The sequence below is a fragment of the Methanothrix sp. genome, assembly GCA_029907715.1.
Lineage (GTDB): Archaea > Halobacteriota > Methanosarcinia > Methanotrichales > Methanotrichaceae > Methanothrix_B.
Window position 1 is genome coordinate 154,905 of record JARYLI010000002.1, and the last position, 18,319, is coordinate 173,223.

The 18,319-nt window shown below is 54.3% G+C and carries 22 protein-coding genes and 2 tRNA genes; 8 read left to right on the forward strand and 16 right to left on the reverse strand.

Annotated features, from left to right (window positions below):
* Window positions 1–155: 155 nt before the first annotated feature.
* From rsmA to QHG98_02375, 6 genes are all read right to left on the reverse strand, one after another.
* Window positions 156–908, reverse strand: coding sequence for a 16S rRNA (adenine(1518)-N(6)/adenine(1519)-N(6))-dimethyltransferase RsmA (gene rsmA, locus QHG98_02350; GenBank protein ID MDH7596573.1), 753 nt, complete (start codon window positions 906–908; stop codon window positions 156–158).
* A gap of 39 nt (window positions 909–947) precedes the next feature.
* Entirely contained in the window at window positions 948–1,553 is a 606-nt protein-coding gene (locus QHG98_02355; protein ID MDH7596574.1) for a DUF655 domain-containing protein, read from the reverse strand.
* Between the two features lie 7 nt (window positions 1,554–1,560).
* Window positions 1,561–1,908 (reverse strand): RNA polymerase Rpb4 family protein, encoded by a 348-nt coding sequence (locus QHG98_02360; GenBank protein MDH7596575.1) that lies wholly within the window; start codon window positions 1,906–1,908, stop codon window positions 1,561–1,563.
* 3 nt (window positions 1,909–1,911) lie between these two features.
* Complete coding sequence (locus QHG98_02365) at window positions 1,912–2,202, reverse strand: 50S ribosomal protein L21e (GenBank protein ID MDH7596576.1); 291 nt, start codon at window positions 2,200–2,202, stop codon at window positions 1,912–1,914.
* A complete protein-coding gene (locus tag QHG98_02370) occupies window positions 2,177–3,475 on the reverse strand; it encodes a tRNA pseudouridine(54/55) synthase Pus10 (GenBank protein ID MDH7596577.1) in 1,299 nt (432 codons plus the stop codon). The genes QHG98_02365 and QHG98_02370 overlap by 26 nt, the downstream gene beginning before the upstream one ends.
* Before the next feature lie 90 nt (window positions 3,476–3,565).
* Window positions 3,566–3,669, reverse strand: a tRNA-Ser gene (locus tag QHG98_02375).
* A gap of 55 nt (window positions 3,670–3,724) precedes the next feature.
* Between QHG98_02375 and QHG98_02380 the strand changes: the two genes are divergently transcribed.
* A complete protein-coding gene (locus QHG98_02380; GenBank protein MDH7596578.1) occupies window positions 3,725–4,966 on the forward strand; it encodes an amidohydrolase in 1,242 nt (413 codons plus the stop codon).
* 737 nt (window positions 4,967–5,703) lie between these two features.
* Here QHG98_02380 and QHG98_02385 read toward each other — a convergent pair.
* Together QHG98_02385 and QHG98_02390 are read right to left on the reverse strand one after the other, a co-directional pair.
* Window positions 5,704–6,363 (reverse strand): peroxiredoxin, encoded by a 660-nt coding sequence (locus QHG98_02385; protein ID MDH7596579.1) that lies wholly within the window; start codon window positions 6,361–6,363, stop codon window positions 5,704–5,706.
* A 391-nt stretch (window positions 6,364–6,754) separates the two neighbouring features.
* Window positions 6,755–6,898 (reverse strand): hypothetical protein, encoded by a 144-nt coding sequence (locus QHG98_02390; protein ID MDH7596580.1) that lies wholly within the window; start codon window positions 6,896–6,898, stop codon window positions 6,755–6,757.
* 452 nt (window positions 6,899–7,350) lie between these two features.
* Between QHG98_02390 and QHG98_02395 the strand changes: the two genes are divergently transcribed.
* Window positions 7,351–8,253, forward strand: a complete 903-nt coding sequence (locus QHG98_02395; GenBank protein ID MDH7596581.1) for a sulfite exporter TauE/SafE family protein — start codon at window positions 7,351–7,353, stop codon at window positions 8,251–8,253.
* A 54-nt stretch (window positions 8,254–8,307) separates the two neighbouring features.
* Here QHG98_02395 and rpl12p read toward each other — a convergent pair whose 3' ends face one another.
* Genes rpl12p through QHG98_02420 form a run of 5 tightly spaced genes read right to left on the reverse strand, consistent with a single transcriptional unit; the run spans window position 8,308 to window position 11,248 of the window.
* Entirely contained in the window at window positions 8,308–8,625 is a 318-nt protein-coding gene (rpl12p, locus tag QHG98_02400; GenBank protein ID MDH7596582.1) for a 50S ribosomal protein P1, read from the reverse strand.
* A gap of 15 nt (window positions 8,626–8,640) precedes the next feature.
* Window positions 8,641–9,606, reverse strand: coding sequence for a 50S ribosomal protein L10 (locus QHG98_02405; GenBank protein ID MDH7596583.1), 966 nt, complete (start codon window positions 9,604–9,606; stop codon window positions 8,641–8,643).
* Complete coding sequence (locus QHG98_02410; GenBank protein MDH7596584.1) at window positions 9,607–10,245, reverse strand: 50S ribosomal protein L1; 639 nt, start codon at window positions 10,243–10,245, stop codon at window positions 9,607–9,609.
* A gap of 55 nt (window positions 10,246–10,300) precedes the next feature.
* The gene (locus QHG98_02415; protein MDH7596585.1) at window positions 10,301–10,780 is read right to left on the reverse strand and encodes a 50S ribosomal protein L11; all 480 of its coding nucleotides are present in this window, start codon (window positions 10,778–10,780) and stop codon (window positions 10,301–10,303) included.
* Window positions 10,781–10,786: 6 nt separating this feature from the next.
* Complete coding sequence (locus QHG98_02420; protein ID MDH7596586.1) at window positions 10,787–11,248, reverse strand: transcription elongation factor Spt5; 462 nt, start codon at window positions 11,246–11,248, stop codon at window positions 10,787–10,789.
* Between the two features lie 429 nt (window positions 11,249–11,677).
* On the opposite strand from QHG98_02420, the gene QHG98_02425 reads away from it, so the two are divergent.
* From QHG98_02425 to npdG, 5 genes are all read left to right on the forward strand, one after another.
* Window positions 11,678–11,872 carry a hypothetical protein gene (locus tag QHG98_02425; protein MDH7596587.1) on the forward strand — a complete coding sequence of 65 codons (195 nt, stop codon included), beginning with the start codon at window positions 11,678–11,680 and terminating at the stop codon, window positions 11,870–11,872.
* Between the two features lie 20 nt (window positions 11,873–11,892).
* Window positions 11,893–12,981: an acetoin utilization protein AcuC gene (locus QHG98_02430; GenBank protein ID MDH7596588.1), complete on the forward strand. Its 1,089-nt coding sequence runs from the start codon at window positions 11,893–11,895 to the stop codon at window positions 12,979–12,981.
* A gap of 15 nt (window positions 12,982–12,996) precedes the next feature.
* The gene (locus QHG98_02435) at window positions 12,997–14,052 is read left to right on the forward strand and encodes a tRNA (guanine(10)-N(2))-dimethyltransferase (protein MDH7596589.1); all 1,056 of its coding nucleotides are present in this window, start codon (window positions 12,997–12,999) and stop codon (window positions 14,050–14,052) included.
* 265 nt (window positions 14,053–14,317) lie between these two features.
* A complete protein-coding gene (locus tag QHG98_02440) occupies window positions 14,318–14,647 on the forward strand; it encodes a hypothetical protein (GenBank protein MDH7596590.1) in 330 nt (109 codons plus the stop codon).
* Between the two features lie 118 nt (window positions 14,648–14,765).
* Window positions 14,766–15,425, forward strand: coding sequence for an NADPH-dependent F420 reductase (gene npdG, locus QHG98_02445; GenBank protein MDH7596591.1), 660 nt, complete (start codon window positions 14,766–14,768; stop codon window positions 15,423–15,425).
* A gap of 98 nt (window positions 15,426–15,523) precedes the next feature.
* Here the strand turns inward: npdG and arsM are convergent, their stop codons facing one another.
* Complete coding sequence (arsM, locus tag QHG98_02450) at window positions 15,524–16,339, reverse strand: arsenite methyltransferase (GenBank protein ID MDH7596592.1); 816 nt, start codon at window positions 16,337–16,339, stop codon at window positions 15,524–15,526.
* A 199-nt stretch (window positions 16,340–16,538) separates the two neighbouring features.
* Between arsM and hisF the strand changes: the two genes are divergently transcribed.
* Window positions 16,539–17,357 carry an imidazole glycerol phosphate synthase subunit HisF gene (gene hisF / locus QHG98_02455; GenBank protein ID MDH7596593.1) on the forward strand — a complete coding sequence of 273 codons (819 nt, stop codon included), beginning with the start codon at window positions 16,539–16,541 and terminating at the stop codon, window positions 17,355–17,357.
* A gap of 491 nt (window positions 17,358–17,848) precedes the next feature.
* Here hisF and QHG98_02460 read toward each other — a convergent pair whose 3' ends face one another.
* Both QHG98_02460 and QHG98_02465 read right to left on the reverse strand, forming a co-directional pair.
* Complete coding sequence (locus QHG98_02460) at window positions 17,849–18,073, reverse strand: TRAM domain-containing protein (protein ID MDH7596594.1); 225 nt, start codon at window positions 18,071–18,073, stop codon at window positions 17,849–17,851.
* 123 nt (window positions 18,074–18,196) lie between these two features.
* Window positions 18,197–18,294, reverse strand: a tRNA-Met gene (locus tag QHG98_02465).
* Window positions 18,295–18,319: the final 25 nt, after the last annotated feature.

An 18,319-nucleotide genomic window follows, 5' to 3' on the forward strand; every position in this document is an offset into this window, starting at 1 on the left:
TTGCTGCATCCTGGAAAGAAACCCATGTGTTAAAATTGCGCCCGCATGGCAGGGAAACGTGAATGCACCCTCCCATTTTGCCTCAAATCTCCGGATCGTTATCCGTGGCATCCCTGCGGGCGATCATGTAACGCGCTCAGTGCAGACATCCCGGATTACCGCAGCGAGCTTCTCGACTGATGCTCCGAGACCGCCCTGGCGATCCGGATGAACTCATCGACACCCAGATCCTCAGGTCTCGCATCGAGGATCGCGGGATCGAGATCAAGCATCACATCCTCTGCGATACCTATTGACGCCAGCGCGTTCTTGACCTTCTTTCTTCTCTTGGTGAAGAGATCCCTGCTTATCGAGGAGAACATGGATTCGTCAACCGGCTCCCTGTCGGCCCGCGGCCGGAGCCTCACAACAGATGAGCTGACATGCGGCATGGGCCGGAATGCTGATCTGGGCACGGTCTCAAGGATCTCGACATTAGCGTAGTATGAGACATTCACGCTCAGCCTGCCGTAGTCCCTGGAGCCGGGAGAGGCGAGCATCCTGTCCACAAACTCCCTCTGGTACATCAGCACCATGAGATCGAAGGGGCTTCTGAGCAGCCTCAGCGTTATCTTTGTCGAGATCTGATAAGGAAGGTTCGATACGACCTTGTTGTACTCAGGCAGATCCACGCGGAGCGCATCGCCCTGGATCACCTCAACGTTTGGGAACCTCTCCTCCACATAGCGGGCAAGATCAGGATCAGCCTCTATTGCGTAAACCCTGCCCGCCCTGGCGGCCAGGAACTCTGTCAGGCTTCCCCTGCCGGGGCCTATCTCCAGCACCCTGTCGGATGGTGAGATCTCAGCGTAACCGGCTATCCTCTCCGCGATCCCTCTGTCCACCAGAAAATGCTGTCCTGCCTTCATCCCGCCTCCCGTGTGAGCAGTCTATGCCTCGCCTGTATTTCACGGCCTTCTGCGGGCCTCGACAGGCTTTTGTTCCTTCGGCTCAGCTGTGAACACCCTGTACTTGATCCGGTCGTCCATGAGCTCCTCCTCAATGCGCTTCGCGATGAGCTTCTCAGGGTTGTGCAGACCCTTCACCCTCTCAGAAAGGTCCTTGAAGCTCCTGAAAGGGCCTTTCTTACGCTCGTTTAGTATTGCCCACATCAGCTTCTTCCCTATGCCCGGGAGCAGCTCGAGACCGTGCATTCTTGTTGTGATCGGTCCAGCCTCGTTGAAGTACCTGATGAACCTCTCCTCGTTATCTAGCACTATCTTCTGTATCTCATACCCCAGCTCGAGCTTGGCGCTGTTTGTGAGATCGCTGTAGCTGATCCTCCTGTTCACACGCTCGATGACGTCGCGTGCTGTCAGGTTCACGCGCTGCCCGACCGTCGGGACGACCCCCTCCTTTGGGGTCATCTCCATCAGAACGAAATTTCCCTCGCCCACTGCCTGAACAAGCGGACGCTTCTGGTAGCTTGTTATGGCCTCCGATACGTGCCCGTAGGGGAGGTAGTCGAGTATCCGGGCTACTGTTTCCCTCTTTGGAGGCCTGACATCGGGCAAGAGAGACTTACCCCCTGCGCACCATATCGAGAATCGCGTCCAGCTCTTCCTCTGTCAGCGAGAACTTCTCCTTAGCGTAGATCGCCCTGAGCTCGTCCCTGGTCACAGGCCTGAGGTCCGCTATCTTCACAGCTATCTCGGGGGTAACCTTCTCAAGAGCCAGGAGAGCTTCCACGAGCCGCCTGCTCTCCTCAGGCGTGCCGTGGGAGAACAGCTCTGCATGGCGCATGGCCCGCCTGAGCTCGTATCCGAGCTCCTCGGGCTCGCCCGCCCTTCTCTCCCTTATCTCATTGAGAAGCGCATTCACCTCTGCTATCGTGAGCAGTTCCTCTTTCAGAACGTTCTTTACTATCATCTTCTACTTCTGAGCAGCAAGGTGCTCGGGTAAGGCTATAACGATCTTCTTTGCGTTCTGATCCGGGACCTCCAGCACGTAAGCTCTCCCTCTCCTGCCCACCACAGTTCCGGTCCTGCCATGAAACTTCGGGTGCGGCACTCCTTTGTGTATGCTGGGATCTATTATTATGTGAACCTTCTCACCAACGGCGAAATCCTGTATCGCCCTGACCACAGGAGAGATCCCCCTCTCCCTGACGCTCTTCTTGAGCTTGTCCCTGGTGTTCTTACGAAATCCGTGTGACTTGGGCATCGGACACTCCACCTACATCTATTACATCCAGCTCCACGACCCTGGCGTCTGACCCTAGAAGCTCCGCAAGGCTGGGCCTCGTCCTGCCACCGTCCCCTGATATCAGCTCCTTAACGTAGAGGCCGCTGTCGCAGCGGACGGTTATTTTTGCCATCTGGCCGTTCAGCTCTTCCAGCCCGGCGCTGTACACCGCCCTCCTGCGGACCTTATCCGCCCTTCTGTGAGAGACGCGAGTTGGCGTACGCTGTTCTACAAAACCTACCAATTTGGACAGGGCGGATTTAAGCTTTTCTTCATCCACATGCGCGGAGATCTCCACAACGGCCTCATAGGTCTTCTCGAACCTCTCGTTCTTGACGGTCTCGACCATGGACTTATCGACGAAAATGAGATCGCTGACCTCGACCTTGCCGCTGCACCGTCTGTTTATCTCGTCTCTGAGCGCGTTCAGATCCAGGTCTCTTTTGCGTGGGCGCACGACCTCGACCACAAATGGCCTGCCGCTGCCGAGCATCCTGGCATCAATATCCTCTCTTCCAGCTCCATGAAACACAGTGTCCTCAGCATCTGCGGCCTCCACAACCGGCCCTCTTATGAGCTCATCCACAGACTCCTGGTACATTCGCCCTGTGTTGCCGCACCTCTCACAGCCCTTCCCGCCGCAGACCCTGCAGGGCCATCTCGTCTGCGGAAATCCGCGCTGTAGTTTCCTGTAACGTCCGTATATGTAAAGCGGCTGGATCTGGATCTCTATGTGCCCGTCTGAGAGGTGAATATGGACGACAACCTCAGGATTGCTGAGATCGGGCTGCTTCCCGCTCTTCAATGCTATGAGCTTCCCAACCTCGCGGTTGATCTCCGACTTCATGGGCTCTGCGTGTTTTGAACAGCCATCAGCGAGCAGAAGCTCCTCATTCTCAGCAAGAATGCCGCTCATGAACGTGCCGACCAGAAACCGGCTGCACTCTATTCCGCTGAGAGCCTCCACAGCTCTGTCTGCGAGCTCCTCCAGGCGCTCTGGATGCATCTGCCCCAGGCAGACCCAGCATGTCTCATCCACACCCTCGACCCCGAGCCTGAGCCTTGCCTGCCTGCAGGACGGGGCGAGCGCGCGCAGCACCTCCGCCTCCTCAGAATCGCAGAGGTCTGCGCTCATCGCCATGACAGTTTTTATCGAGCGCCCGCGCTCGCTGTTTGTCATGCCTGTACCCAGCATGGCGAACTGCCTGCCGAAGCAGCTGTCGCATATCGGTCCGAGCCGGAGGATCCTCATGGCGGTCGAGATGATCTCAGATGCAATGCAGATATCATTTTGATTTTCAGAGGGCATAACACCATCTTTTGATTGGAGAAGTTCTGTAAACGCTGAGGGTGAGATTCGAACTCACGCGGTGCGATGCACCACTGGTTAGCCTGTTCCTTACGGAACCTCAAGACCAGCGCCGTAGGCCACTTGGCTACCTCAGCCCATCACATTTTCCGGGCAAGAGGGTATTAATATCTACCGCTTATACATCCGTCCATGCTAATCCGCAGTGCATCCCTCATTCGAAACGGGTCTCTGCTGAAGAACATCGACATTCTCATCGATGGGAACCGCATCTCCGAGGTTGGAAGGGATTTGAGGCCGAATGATGATGAAGTCATAGATGCGAGAAACATGCTCGCAGTTCCGGGCCTGGTGAACAGCCACACGCATCTGGCCATGACGCTTCTAAGGGGCTATGCCGATGACATGGAGCTCATCCCCTGGCTCCGTGATAAGATCTGGCCGCTGGAGGCGAGGCTCAGGCCATCTGATATCCGCGCAGGGGTCAGGCTGGGCTGTCTGGAGCTGATAAGGTTCGGTGTGACGTGCTACAATGACATGTACTACTTCATGGATGAGACGGCTGCTGTCACCAGGGAGATGGGGATCAGGGGTGTGCTCTCAGGTGTGCTCTTCGATATGCGGCCGGAGCTCATCAATGATGTCGAGCCATTCATAAAAAAATGGAGAGATGACGATCTCATAAAGCCGGCTGTGGGCCCGCATGCTGTCTACACATGTTCAGAGGAGACGCTTCTCAGGGCAAAGGATATCGCGGAGAGGTATGATGTCAAGATCCACATCCACCTCTCAGAGACCAGGGATGAGGTCGATACATTTGTGAACCAGCGGCACATGAGCCCTGTGGAGTATCTTGAAAACCTTGGGTTTCTCAGCGAGAGAGTGGTGGCAGCGCACTGCGTGTGGCTGACGCCGAGGGACATCAGGATCCTTGCGGAGAGGCATGTGAACGTCGCCCACTGCCCGATAAGCAATCTCAAGCTCGCATCAGGCATCGCTCCGGTCGCGACCCTCATGGAGCAGGGGGTGAACGTCTGCCTGGGAACGGATGGAGCTTCGAGCAACAACAACCTGGACATCTTCGAGGAGATGAAGGTTGCAGCCGTGGTCCAGAAGTGCTCTGTCGGGCGTTCAGCGATACTTCCGGCTGATGCTGTCTGGCGGATGGCCACAGAGAATGCATACAAGGCATTCTCCCTTGATATGGGTATAAGGAGAGGGGCCCTCGCGGATCTCGCCCTAATCAACATGAGAAGACCATGGTTCACACCCGAGACATCGATGATCTCACATCTGGTCTACAGCATGCCTGGCGAGGCGAGCTACACGATATGCAACGGAAGGGTGCTCATGAGGGATGGCGTGATCGAGGGAGAGGATAAGATACTGGAGGAGGCGCAGCGCTGCTACGAGAGGCTGATCTCAGAGGAATAGGTGCGTTTTCACAACCTTGGGTAGCGGAACTCCGGTCTTCAGGCCGGAGTGGTTGAGACCAGCAATGCAGCCGCCAGGCAGGCAGATCAGTGGTTTGAGATCACGGCCAGGATTGCAATGCCAGGCCGCAACGCAGAGCACCATTAGCTGTCATCGCTCTCATCCATCTGATGACTTGAAGAGGCACCGGTCATGCTATGCGTTCTGGCGCGCGAATGAGTGCATTCAGCAACCGGCCTCCATGTCCTTCAAGTTGTTGAATACATAAGAGCGACTGTTTTTGTGGGAATACCATCAGTGTGCCCATCGATGCTCCCTGGAAATGCGTGCTTCCTGCAATGGAGGTGTCCGAATAACGAAGTGTGCTCATAATAGAGAATTCCTAAGAACCAGTTTTTTTTTTTGATATAAAACAGCATCTATACAATTACTTAGCGACATGGGCAAATCGTGAAAAGGGGGTTAATAGGAATACTCAATAATAGCATCCACAAGCCTCGAATATCTGGCTCAGAACTCTTATTCGGACAGGTCACTGCAATAAAGTTAAAATAAACGAATGCTCAGACCATCCACTGCCGGATATCCGGCCTGTGGTGGGATCGGATGATATGATGCAAGGACCACAGCGGACGTGACATAAAATAAAAGGATGCTTCACGCGTTCGCGCCATGACCTTGCTGATCGATCCCTGCCCAGCGGGGACGTCCCTATGACACGCCCAGTCTTGATATCTTCATCTTGAAATCTTCTTGTGGCAGAACCACCAGTCGTAGCAGTCGTACATCTTGAGCCGCTCCTTTGCGCTCTTCTCATCTGTTGGCGGCGGTATTATGACCTCATCGCCTATGAGCTCGTTGTTCGGCCAGTTCGCCGGCGTTGCCACCTTGTTCTTATCCACAACCTGCAGAGCCTCCACGACCCTGAGGATCTCGTCTATGTTCCTGCCGACCTCCTGGGGATAGTAGAGTATCAGTCTTATTGTTCCGCTCGGGTCAACTATGAACACAGCCCTCACAGTGTTTGATCCCTTCTCCGGATGGATCATGCCGAGCAGATCCGCAACCTCTCCTGTGTCCGCTATGATCGGGAACTTTATCTCAACCCCCATCTTCTCCCGGATCCACTCGGTCCACTTCATGTGGGCGAAGACCTGATCGACTGAGAGGCCTATGAGCTCGCAGTTGAGCTTCTTGAACTCCTCCCTCCGCTTCTGGAACGCTATGAACTCAGTGGTGCATACGGGCGTAAAGTCTGCAGGATGGCTGAAGAGAACAAACCACCTGCCTGCGAGATCATCCGGCAGAGTCATCTGACCATGCGTGGTCCTCACCACCATTCTTGGAAGCCTGTCCCCCAGGAGAGGCATCCCCAAATCAACCTCAGTTGTGCACATACAAGATCCCCCATCCCAAACTTCTGGACTGCTGCTCACGCCGCCACAGTTGCAGCCTCGTGGCGCATGATGTGTGCTGCTTCTGCCACCATCGACAGTTACGCTGTGCAGAACACTGTTTTCGATTCAAAACAGCCAGCGACCCTGAGGTCCTGGCAGCCAGAGGCACTGCAATATTGCGATTGCTTGTGCAGTTTTGAGTCACCTTCACCCATGAGCACGCCGGTAATTCCCACGGCTGTGTGAATGGCCACAGGTTGCAGCTGCAATCTGATCTTTTATTCAGTAATCTGCTATAAACCTTGTGAGCCGTTTCAGCATGTTCCAGCTGTGGTCAGGCGTTCTGATGCCCGGTCAGAAAATGTGAGATCATGATCTCGCAAATACGGCTCTATTTAGGTTTCAGCTTTCCCTCCTCTTCGAGCTGCCTCTTCACCTTCGCCCAGATGTGCTCCCGCTTGTAGATCTCCCTGACACCCTTTATATCCGGGAACCGCCTCTCCCATGCAGAGATTGGCGCAGGTATTGCAGCCAACAATGCATCGATTTGGCCTTGCAACCACAGGCCCATCCTCTGTCCAGTCGTAGACGTTCATGCCGCAGTTCATGCATATCCCGCACTTCACGCACTTTTCGCGATCTATTGTGGGATGCCATGTTATCTTCTCCCTCGGATAGCCAACCAGCCATGCCATGCTTTCACCAAATTCGCATCAATATTTTTAGATTTAAAGATTTCGAGAAGCAAAGAGCATTAATTTTTACAAATAAAATTTTTCATTTGCAAAGACATGCTCTTTTAAAAAACAGCTTGTCCAATAACCGATCACATGGGGCTTGGATAACATTGTTAATGATAACAGTGTGAATTTATACGTTATATAATTTCAGAATTGCAAAGATTTAAATCGAAAAAGATTGATTCATAAAATTGTGGCTGCAAGCCACACATGGCAGCAATTCTGGTGCTGTCTGGAGGGATGTGATATGAATGGAAGATTCTGGCAGGTATACAGGCCAGTGATCGTACTTCTGATTGTCATAATGGCTCTTGCGATATGGTCATACCTTTCCGGAGGGGACCGGCTGAGCGGCGTGCCGCTGCTGACTCCTCTGAGAGGCTTATTGCTGATCGTGGTCGGCCTGGCAGCCGGTTTCCTCGGCGGATTGATCGGAACAGGCGGATGCAGCATCATGCTCCCGGTGATACACTTCTGGATGGGCTATCCAGCACCCATCGCGATCGGCACGACGATCTTTGCGGTTATCTTCACTGCCACCTCCGGAGGGTACGGACACCTCATCCGGAAAAATCTGGATAAAAGAGCAACTCTATGGCTTGCCGGCGGCGGCATTCTTGGCGTGATCTTCGGCTCATGGCTCTTCACCATTCTTGTCGAGCACATAGATCTCCTGCAGCTGATTCTGGGTCTGGCGTTTCTGCTGCCCGCGATCAGGATGATCTACGAGGGCATCGGTCGCTCAAAGCCGAAGCAGGAGGGCAATACAATCCCAGGCGGAAGCGGCGGCTTCGCGGTCTTCGGATTTGCGATTGGCGTTCTGACCGGAATAGTGGGACTTGGCGGTGGATATGCACTCGTTCCGGGGCTGATCTACCTCTTCGGCGCACCTGTCTACATCACCATGGGAACATCTCTGGCAGTCATGATACCGATGGCAGTTGTTGCAGGCGGCATAAAGCTCGCCCAAGGGTTTGTCGCGCTGACCACGGCACTCATCCTCGCAGCCGGAACAATCGTGGGCGCACAGATCGGAGCCGCTGTGATAAAGAGGTTCAGGCCCAATACGCTCAAGCTGATATTCGGCATATACTTCCTGTACGTATCGCTGAAGTTCATAGCAGCGTACTTCGGAATAGCGATATGGTAAGAGACGTTGAAAAACTGAAAAAGAGCAGTCCGCCCTGTGCGGGCGGATTCCGGATTAACCGAAGAGCGCGCCGAGACCCTCGATGCCGCTCTCCTCGGCCTCTTCCTTCTTCTCCTCTTCCTCTGCCTTGGCTGCAGGCTTCTTGGCCTCGGTCTCTGCGGCAGCTGCAGCCGGGGCCGCAGCCGCTACCGGCATGGCGGTCGCCTGGGAGAGTATCTTGTCGATATCAACGCCCTCAAGCGCTGAGACCAGAGCCTTGATCCTGACCTCATCAGGCGCCACACCAGCTGCCTCTAGGACCTTCTTTATGCCATCATCGCTTACTTCCTTACCTGAACTATGTAGTAACAGTGCTGCATATATGTATTCCATTAAACTCACCTTTCTCTAACCAAACAGAGAACCCAGCCCCGCGGCTGCGTCCTCCTCTTCCTTCTTCTCCTCTACCTCTTCAACAACCTCTTCGACCTGCTTCTGCTCCGGCGCGCTCTTGCCTGCGGACATCAGACCTGCAATCGCCTGAGCATTGGCATGTGCCTTCATTATGACAAGATCCATCATGCCGGGTACGGGAATACCGCGCTCGGCCACCAGATACCTCGCCCTGGATGCTGCACGCTGAACGATCGGAGCCACGGTCTGGGGCGTCACATAGGCCACCTCGACTGCGAAGGCAAGCGCCTTTCCAGCAGCCTCAGATATATCCCTCAGAACTGCCTCCGTATCCACCGCCAGATCCTCTGCGGCGAAAACCAGCCTGTCGCTGTAAGCAGCCCGGAGCTCCAGTCCCACGAGCTTCGGATAGATCTCCATGAGCTGGAGGACTTCTGCCACCTTGGGAGTTATCACATCGCCCTTCCTCGCGAGCACAACCCTCTGGTTTATCACGACCTTGCCACCTTTTATGGCGGCCGGTATTCCAGCGCTCTGGAGCTTTCCGACCATCGGTCCCGGTGAGAATGATGTCTCGCCGCTCTCGACCACTATATCCATGGGCGCGACAGCACCGGCCTTTATGGGCATCGGTCGCTTCTCTGCGTCCAGCATCTTCTTGAGCGCAAACGGATTCGCATCGGAGAATATCAGGGCGGTCTGGTCCTCGATGTAATCCGCAAGCGGCCTGATGGACTCATCAGAATTCAGTATGGCCCTCCGGGCAATGTTGTTGTTGACAACCCTCACCTCAGAGAGAGGCCTCAGGATACTTCGAATCCTCTGAAACTCACTTGCCGGAAGCTCGCGTATACCCGCAACGCCTACAACGCGACTGCTCCTTATGCGCTCTACCAGCTCGTCAACCTCTTTCACCTTCCATTCAGGCACGCGAGCGACATGGCGAACATCTGCTGACATCTAGATCACCCTCACCGCCGGACCCATCGTGGTCTTTACATATACTGACTTCAGGTTGTGACGACCATCCTTCAGGGTCTGCTCCAGCTTTGTGATTACAGACTCTATGTTCTCTGCAAGCTGCCTGGCGTCCATGTCTCTCCTGCCCACGGCTATGTGGAATGTCGGCCTGTCTCTGGATCTTATCCTGACGATGTTCTTGAGCCTCGTGACCATCTGGGCGACATCTGCATTGGGCGGAAGTGGCGTGGGCATCTTTCCTCTCTTGCCGAGAATGGGTCCGAGGGTCTTGCCGATGACCGGCATGAACTGCGTCTCGGCTATGAAGAAATCGTATTCATCTGCCAGCTTTCTCGCGTTCTTCCTGTTCTCCCCCAGCAGCTTCAGCTCCTCCGGAGGTATCACGTAGTCGGCGCCAGCGCCCTTCGCCTTGAGCGCAGTATCGCCAGCTGCGAAAACCGCGATTCTGTTTGGCCTTCCACGCCCGTGCGGTAGTATAACTTCAGTATCGATCCTGTTGCCGGGCTGTGTCAGATCTATGTTATGGAGATTTATGGCAAGATCGACGCTCTCCTTGAATCCCCTGGGCGGGGCCTCAGAGATCGCCTTTTTGACTGCCTCTTCAATATTCTCTTTCATTCAGATCATCCGTAGTCCACGACTTTTGGTCTTCTACGGCTCCAAAGATCGCAATCTAGGACTTCGCCTCAAAGAGGTGGTCGTAACTGCCAGACGCGAGCGCCTGCTGCACTTCTTTTGAGGTCATGCCATCTATCTTTACCCCCAAAGAGCCACAGGTTCCCACGATCTCTCTGACCGCGCTCTTCAGGTTCTTCGAGAGAAGGTTCCTTCTCTTTATCTCTGCGATCTTTATCACCTGATCCATCGATATGTTACCAGCAAAGCTCTTCTTGTCACCGCTGCCCTTCTCGATCCCGGCCTCCTTCAGTATGAGCGCCGAGGTTGGAGGCGTGCCGACCTCTATCTCGAACTCGGTCCTGCTCTTCACCTTTATCTTCACAGGAACCTGCATGCCGTTCAGATCTTTGGTCAGCTCGTTTATCTTGGCGACAACAGCTGCTACATTGACACCGAGAGGTCCAAGCGCCGGGCCAAGGGGTGGTCCAGCAGTTGCCTTGCCACCTGATACCAGCGCCTCGACGACATTAGCCAATATTGTTCACCTCTGAGCCTCTTCTTTGCTAAGGACTCTCACGTGATCTCCTCTGACCGTTATGGGTATGGGCACCATGGCCTCGAAGAGCTCCACGGTTATCTCCTCTTTGGCCGAGTCGACCCGCTTCACCCTGGCCATCTCGCCCTTGAACGGCCCGGAGATCAGCTCCACAATGGCGCCCTCGCTTATGCCAACGACCGCAGGCTTTGGCGTCAGGAAGTGCTCTATCTCTGCGAAGCTGGATGCGCCTTTTATAACAGAGCGCGCATGTGGAACCCCCTGGATAGCCTGCTCCACTATCTCTGGGGCCGAAGCCTCCACCAATACGTAGCCCTTCAGCACATCAGGAACGAGTATTGCCCGTATGTCCAGCTTATCCTTCCTCGCTATCTGGGCGACCAGATTCGCAACGGCTCGCTCCTGATTTGCTGTTGTCTTGACTACGTATATGCTGGTCTCGGACATCCTCAGTCTAGAGGATAAACCATATATAAAAAGGTTTGTGACTGCTTGCTGGGTCGAATAATTGAGACCTATAAGGCCAATCACTATCGATTTCTACTACAATTGGAATTTGTATGAATTGTGTCTCTGCTATCAGATTCTCAAACATTACAGTCCTTTGCGTCACTTCATGTAAAAGCATTTAAAATCTACTGGATATGTCATACTTCACAGATGATTTTATGTAACATGTAATATTATATCAATTTATGCAAAATATTATAATCAACACTGCATGACTGCTTTGAGCACTCCCGAGGGTCCAGATTCAGCAGATCCGGGGCTTCATGAGCCCAGATCGTATCTCCAGTATGCGCATAGCTTATATCCCATAGGATCTTCGCATACCTCAAAATCTGTTTGGATCCCAGGCGTAAGGAGGTCGCAGAGTTGGAGGAAGACCAGAGCGTGCTCGACCAGTTCGTCCCGTTCTGCCCAAAATGCGGGAACGAGTGCCTGCCCAAGGAGCTGAGAAGGGCTCTCGATGCCCATAGCTGGAAGAAGATAATCGTTGAAACTATATACTACTGCCCCAGATGTGATAACTACTGGAGTGAAGGTCTGGTGGAAAAGGGCTATAAATGATCTATCTATACTATACAGATATGTTCATGGGCTACAGCTTCGGCCCTGAACACCCGCTGCAGCCAGCGCGGATCATGCTCACCTACAGGATGATCGAGGAGTATGGGTTCTTTCTCGGATACGATACAGAAGTTCAGGAGCCATACTACGCGAGCGAGAGCGACCTCCTCATGGTCCACGATCCAGGGTACATCCAGGCGGTGAAGGATGAGCGACCGGATCCAGCGCTTGGCCTGGATGAGCCAGATACCCCGATTTTCCCGGGCATCTACGATGCCAGCGCGCTGATCGCCGGAGCCAGCATCGAGGCCGCGAAGCGTGTTGCATCAGAGCCCTGTGTGGCGTTCAACCTCGCCGGCGGTCTCCATCACGCGTTTCCGGCCAGAGCAGCAGGATTCTGCGTTTTCAACGATTGCGCTCTCGGAATTCGCACACTGAGGAAGCGCTTTGACAGGGTTCTCTACATAGATATCGATGCTCATCACGGCGATGGTGTGCAGTACATCTTCTATGAGGATCCATCAGTACTGACTATATCCATCCACGAGTCTGGAAAGTACCTCTTTCCCGGAACTGGATTCGTGGACGAGATCGGCAGCGGCGATGGGTATGGGTACTCCGCGAACATACCGATGCCGCTGAATGCGGATGATGAATGCTACAGGTACGCCTTCGAGTCTGTCATCCCCGCGCTGTTCAGATGGTTCAAACCTGATGCTGTCGTCGCGCAGCTCGGCGTCGATACGCATTATGCAGATCCCCTTGCGAGCCTCGATCTGACGCTTGAAGGCTACGGCTATCTCGTTCGGAGGATAAAGGAGCTCACAGATGAGTATGCGGCCGGCAGGATGCTCGCCCTGGGCGGAGGCGGCTACAACCTGGAGGTCGTGCCGCTTGCATGGACGCTGGCATTCCAGATCCTGAGGGGAAAGGAGATGCCGGAGGAGCTCCCGAAGTGGTGGGTTGATGCGATAATGAGAATGATCGGGCGGCCCCCCCTCTCTCTTCCAGATCGGCCCAGGGAGAAGAGAGATGTCCCAAGGGAGCTGATCGAGACAGTGGCGAACCTGAAGAGAAGGCTGACGATCATACACGGCGATATATTCTGAGCGTGAGGCCTGTTGATGATTGCAGTGGAGGGCCCGGTCAGGGTGAACACAGACGGGGTCTTCTACAATCCCAGAATGAGGACGAACCGGGATATCTGCGTCGCGATGGCCTCAGAACTTGGAATAAAGGAGTACCTGGATGCGTTCTCTGCCAGCGGCATACGTGGCATCAGGGTGAGAAAGGAGGCCGGCGTCGGGCGTGTCGTGATGAACGATATCAGCCCTTCAGCATGCCAGCGTGTCAGGGAGAACCTTGCCCTGAATGATATCTCAGACTGTGAGGTGACCTGCGAGAGCGCCAGTGCTCTCATGAGCAGGAGACGGTTCGAGGCGATCGATCTCGATCCGTTCGGCTCCCCAGCGCAGTTCCTAGCCCCTGCTGCATCCTCCGCAAGATCGTATCTCTTCATAACGGCCACGGATACCGCTCCACTCTGCGGGGCGCATCTCCGGAGCGGCATTAGAAAATATCTTGCTGTCCCTCTGAATACCGAGTACCACAGGGAGATGGGCGTGCGGATCCTGATGGGAGCTGTGATACGGGAGATGGCGAGGGCTGACAGGCGGGGAATACCCCTGCTCTCGTATGCCACGGAGCACTATGTTCGCCTGCATCTGCGAATAAAAAAAGGTGCACTTGAGGCCGATGAGGCCCTCGAGTCCATGGGATATGTCGAGCACTGCTTCAGCTGTGGAGGCTGGAGTTTGAGGATGGGCATGGGCTGCAGATCCTCAGGCACGTGCAGCTTCTGTGGGGGAAGGACCTGCACTGCAGGTCCTCTCTGGCTCGGCCCGCTTCACGATAAAGATCTCCTCAGAGCAGCTCTCAAAAGACTTGATCCTGAGAGCAGGGCCCACAGATTAGTATTACTATGCTCTGAGGAGGTTGACGTACCGTTCTACTATGATCATCATAAGATATGCAGGAGGCTGAGAATCACACCATCGAAGGTCGAGTCCGTCATATCCGATCTGCGGGAGCATGGCTACAGGGCTTCCAGGACGCACTTCACGGGAGTCGGTATAAAGACCGATGCTCCTTTGAGGGATCTGGTTTCTCTGCTGGCATGATGGGATGTTTGAGAATACAGCATCAGATCTTTCCTGGCAATCGACCAGATCCAATCCGTAAACCACGAAATCTGGCAGGAAGATCTTCAGCCCATAATTGAGAACCTAAAAGTTAATAAGGAAGAAGGTATATGATAATGATAACTGTAATGCTTCGAGAGCATTGCAGGCAGATGTACATGTGGCACGAGGTCGCGTTTAATTACCCCCTTCATTGCTACTCCCTTTCGCATCTCGTGCCATCCCTTCTTCTTACAGAGGTTATATGCGTCTGCTGATCTACTTCGTGCTTGGTGGGGTCATAACAGCGCTCGTTGTTCATCTTGGCAGCTCAGGTCGCGGGACGCTTTCAGCGTTTATCGCCACGTTTCCCGTGCTCACGGCCCTCACATTCATACTGATATCCATGGAGGGAAGCAGTGCTGATCTCTGTGAGTATGCGAGAGGCCTTCTGCTTTTCACGCCCGCGTGGATCGCCTATGTGCTGACGGTGATGATCGCCTTTGAACGCATCGGCGTCTGGCTATCAATAGCCCTGGGCATGGTGGTATACGCGGTTGCGTCGTGGATTCTGAGAGCCATCGTTCTGCGCTAATATTTATACTATTATTATATTTTGTTACTATTATCTTTTCGTCACCCTACTATCATCATTAATACCAACTTTCTTTCTCAGAAAAGAATAAATATCATGTATATGCAGCCTCTAGCCCATGAGGGTTGCTCTTGTCGGTGGTACCGGGGATATCGGTAATGGTTTTGCCGTTCGCTGGGCCCCCCATTATGAGGTGATCATCGGGTCCAGAAAGGTGGAGCGTGCCCAGGAGAGCGCAGCTGAGCTCAGAAGGTACATGATATCACTGGGTATCGATACGGTGATGCATGGAACTGATAACGCAAACGCCATCAGGGACTCGGACGTCGTCGTTCTCTGTGTTCCTCCAGAGAGCCTGAGCATGGTGACATCTGACCTGAGAGACTGCTACTCAGACCAGATCGTGATATCGCCTGTCGTCCCCATGGCCCGCACGAACCACTTCGAGTACAGGCCGCCTCCAGAGGGATGTGCAGCGTTTCTTGTAAAGAGATCCCTGCCGGAGAGCGTGAGGGTGGTCTCTGCGTTTCACACGATACCTGCGAGTTCTCTCATGGATGCGGAGAAGATCCTCAGGTTCGATGTGCCGATATGCGGTGACGATAAGGATGCAAAGGATGTTGTGGCCGAGATGTGCAGAAAGATTCGCGATCTAAGGCCGCTTGATGCCGGCCCCCTGAGCGTATCGCATCAGGTCGAGGGGCTGACGCCGCTTCTGCTGAACATCGCGCGCCTGAACAAAATGCGCCGCGTCGGCGTACAGTTCGTCCAGGAGTAGTAAAAGCAGCAGGCGCATCCGCGGGTTTCAGCTCGGCCACAGGATTCTTGGCGATCTCCATCCATCTACGCAAGGTGGCGGCGCCTCCTGTGATCTCTTCAGGCTGGTTTTCTTGCGGATATCCTCAAGCTGCACACAGAGCTGGAGAGATCGGCTTTGTCGATGCTCGCGGGCAGGCACTCAGCCGGGAATGGCGACTCTCCGAGGATCGATACGTCCTCAAATCCAGCGGATCGTATCGCATCGATGTACTCCTCCACACTCACCGCGCCTGCCAGGCATCCTATGTAGGCTTCCCTGGATCTTCTCACCGACTCTGGAATCTCTCCTTTCAGGAGGACATCTGATACGATCATTCTTCCTCCCGGCTTCAGTACCCTGAAGGCCTCCCTGAAGGCCCTGCGCTTATCCGGAACAAGGTTTATGACGCAGTTGGATATGACGACATCGACGTAGCTGTCAGCAACCGGCAGGTTCTCCAGCTCTCCCTGCCTGAAGTCCACGTTTTTGTATCCTCCCTGTCGCGCGTTTTCCCTTGCCCGTTCCACCATCTCGCTGGTCATGTCCACCCCTATGACCATCCCCTCGGGACCAACGGCTCTCGCCGCCAGGAAGCAGTCGAAGCCAGCGCCGGATCCCATATCGAGCACGTATTCGCCCCTCTTCAGGGACGCTATGGCCAGAGGGTTCCCGCAGCCGAGGCCCAGGTTCGATTCCGGCGGCGCAGAGAGCATATCCTCATCTGTATATCCGATTCTCCTGCTTATCTCGGCTGCAGATCCTGTTCCGCAGCATGAGCCAGAGCAGCATGATGCCTGCTTCGCGATACGGGAGTATTCATCCCTCACAGCCCTCTTGATCTCTATTTCTCCGAGCATGTCAACCATCTTCAGCACCACTTTTGGAGCGTGCACATAACCACGGAAAGTGGCAATACATTCCGTTGAAGGTATTGGGATATAAGCACACTGTGTCTCAGAATGGCATGCATCTGTCGAGCCCTTTGAGACCGGCTCTACATGCATCATCCTCAGGTATCATGGGATGTCATCTCCCCGGATGGAAATCCTGGCCAGCAAGGCTTTTATCTCCAGTTATCCGCTTCTAACAGCCATGAGAGATTATGCCATGATCGTCCCATGCCTCGATGTCAAGGTCGTGGATGGGGTTCCCTCGGTTGTCAAGGGCGTGAAGTTCGTGGACCTGAAGCGCCAGGGCGACCCGGTTGATTTCGCACGCCGCTACCAGGAGCAGGGCGCTGATGAGCTTGTTTTTCTGGACATCACCGCATCCCATGAGGGGAGAAGGACAATGGTGGATGTCGCCAGGAGGGTTGCGGATGCTGTTGACATCCCCTTCACTGTGGGAGGCGGGATCAGCAGCATTCAGGGCATAAAGGAGATACTCGATGCTGGCGCGGATAGGGTTGGGATCAACACAGCCGCGGTCAGGGATCCGGATCTGGTCAGGAGCGCAGCCCGGGCATTCGGTCAGGAGAGGATCACGGTCGCAGTTGACGCCAGGCGGAACACTGAGATCCCACCAGGAGTGAACGTCTACGAGCTGGAGGACGGCAGCCGCGCATGGTTCGAGGTTGTGATCTACGGAGGGAGGGAGCCAACCGGCATTGATGCCATAGAGTGGTGCAGGAGGGTGGAGAGGCTTGGAGCCGGCGAGATACTCCCCACCAGCATGGACCGGGACGGCACGAACATCGGCTACGATCTGCCGCTCACGAAGGCGATATGTGATGCGGTTGACATTCCGGTCACAGCCAGTGGTGGAGCCTCCACGCCCCAGCACATACTTGAGGCATTCACTGTAGGAGGCGCAGACAAGGCTCTCGCAGCAGGCATGTTCCACCGCGGAGAGTACACAGTCGGGCAGGTCAAGGAGTATCTGAGAGCGAATGGACTACGTGTAAGGTTATGAATGCAAATCTGTCGTCCATTTGATGACCGGCACGAAAATGCACCCCTCCCATGCGCTCCTGGAGATCGAATCGCTGCTTCTCCATATCCCCCACGTTGCCAGCCACATAAGAGCGCATCGAAATATGCTGGTCGTGGGATCGAGCATCTGACTAAGGCGCCAGAAATAACAGGAGTTATTGAGGAGAGGTCGTGGCGCATACTCCTGCCTTCAGGCCGGAGTATGCCACAAAAACGTATTTGCTCGATATCGTTCGTGAGCGCACTTGAGATACTGATCAAGCGAAGCCGCTATAATCAGGCATAGTTGTTCATCCAGAAATCTGCCAAGAGGGCAATTTACCTCAACTATTGAGCATCTTCGCAAAAACTCCATCATCATCTTGAAAATCGTCCCCGAAAAATATTCAAAAGTATATGACCATCAGCAAAAAAACAGAGGCTGCGTGGTTCACAGAACCAGCAAACTCCTTGTACAAAAGCTGAAGGTTTTCAGACCTTGTGGCCAATCGCGAAGCGGCGCATCACACGGTCGATCTGTATCCTTACCTGATCCCCAACCTGGGTATCCGGGACAAAGATAACGAAGCCTTCAACCCTTGCGATACCGTCCCCTTCACGGGCGATATCCTCGATCTTCACGCTGTACTCGCTGCCAACAGCCACCGGGGCAGAAGGAGCAGAGCCACGAGAAAATCCTTCCTCACTTCTAAACAATTCTTCACCGTCCTTAGCGAAAAACTACACAGAGTTTTTGCGCATTCATAACTCTGAAATACTGGTATTAAAACCTTTTGCCCGCATGCTGCGATCTGGATGTCATAATCTCTTAAGAATAAGTGCCGGGGGCGGGATTCGAGCCCGCGACTTCCAGATGACCCAGGCGCCTGTGGCTTACCCTATGAGTCTGGCGCCCTAACCAGCTAGGCCACCCCGGCCCGGAGAGAGCCCTCGTCGAGATCT

Bases quoted from the DNA above. Each gene is read 5' to 3' on its own strand.
- QHG98_02405 (MDH7596583.1), bottom strand. From the start codon at position 9,606: ATGTCAGCAGATGTTCGCCATGTCGCTCGCGTGCCTGAATGGAAGGTG.
- QHG98_02430 (MDH7596588.1), top strand. From the start codon at position 11,893: ATGTTCATGGGCTACAGCTTCGGCCCTGAACACCCGCTGCAGCCAGCG.
- hisF (MDH7596593.1), top strand. From the start codon at position 16,539: ATGAGAGATTATGCCATGATCGTCCCATGCCTCGATGTCAAGGTCGTG.
- npdG (MDH7596591.1), top strand. From the start codon at position 14,766: ATGAGGGTTGCTCTTGTCGGTGGTACCGGGGATATCGGTAATGGTTTT.
- QHG98_02420 (MDH7596586.1), bottom strand. From the start codon at position 11,248: ATGTCCGAGACCAGCATATACGTAGTCAAGACAACAGCAAATCAGGAG.
- QHG98_02435 (MDH7596589.1), top strand. From the start codon at position 12,997: ATGATTGCAGTGGAGGGCCCGGTCAGGGTGAACACAGACGGGGTCTTC.
- QHG98_02440 (MDH7596590.1), top strand. From the start codon at position 14,318: ATGCGTCTGCTGATCTACTTCGTGCTTGGTGGGGTCATAACAGCGCTC.
- QHG98_02365 (MDH7596576.1), bottom strand. From the start codon at position 2,202: ATGCCCAAGTCACACGGATTTCGTAAGAACACCAGGGACAAGCTCAAG.
- rsmA (MDH7596573.1), bottom strand. From the start codon at position 908: ATGAAGGCAGGACAGCATTTTCTGGTGGACAGAGGGATCGCGGAGAGG.
- QHG98_02360 (MDH7596575.1), bottom strand. From the start codon at position 1,908: ATGATAGTAAAGAACGTTCTGAAAGAGGAACTGCTCACGATAGCAGAG.
- QHG98_02370 (MDH7596577.1), bottom strand. From the start codon at position 3,475: ATGAGGATCCTCCGGCTCGGACCGATATGCGACAGCTGCTTCGGCAGG.
- rpl12p (MDH7596582.1), bottom strand. From the start codon at position 8,625: ATGGAATACATATATGCAGCACTGTTACTACATAGTTCAGGTAAGGAA.
- QHG98_02385 (MDH7596579.1), bottom strand. From the start codon at position 6,363: ATGTGCACAACTGAGGTTGATTTGGGGATGCCTCTCCTGGGGGACAGG.
- QHG98_02410 (MDH7596584.1), bottom strand. From the start codon at position 10,245: ATGAAAGAGAATATTGAAGAGGCAGTCAAAAAGGCGATCTCTGAGGCC.
- QHG98_02380 (MDH7596578.1), top strand. From the start codon at position 3,725: ATGCTAATCCGCAGTGCATCCCTCATTCGAAACGGGTCTCTGCTGAAG.
- QHG98_02395 (MDH7596581.1), top strand. From the start codon at position 7,351: ATGAATGGAAGATTCTGGCAGGTATACAGGCCAGTGATCGTACTTCTG.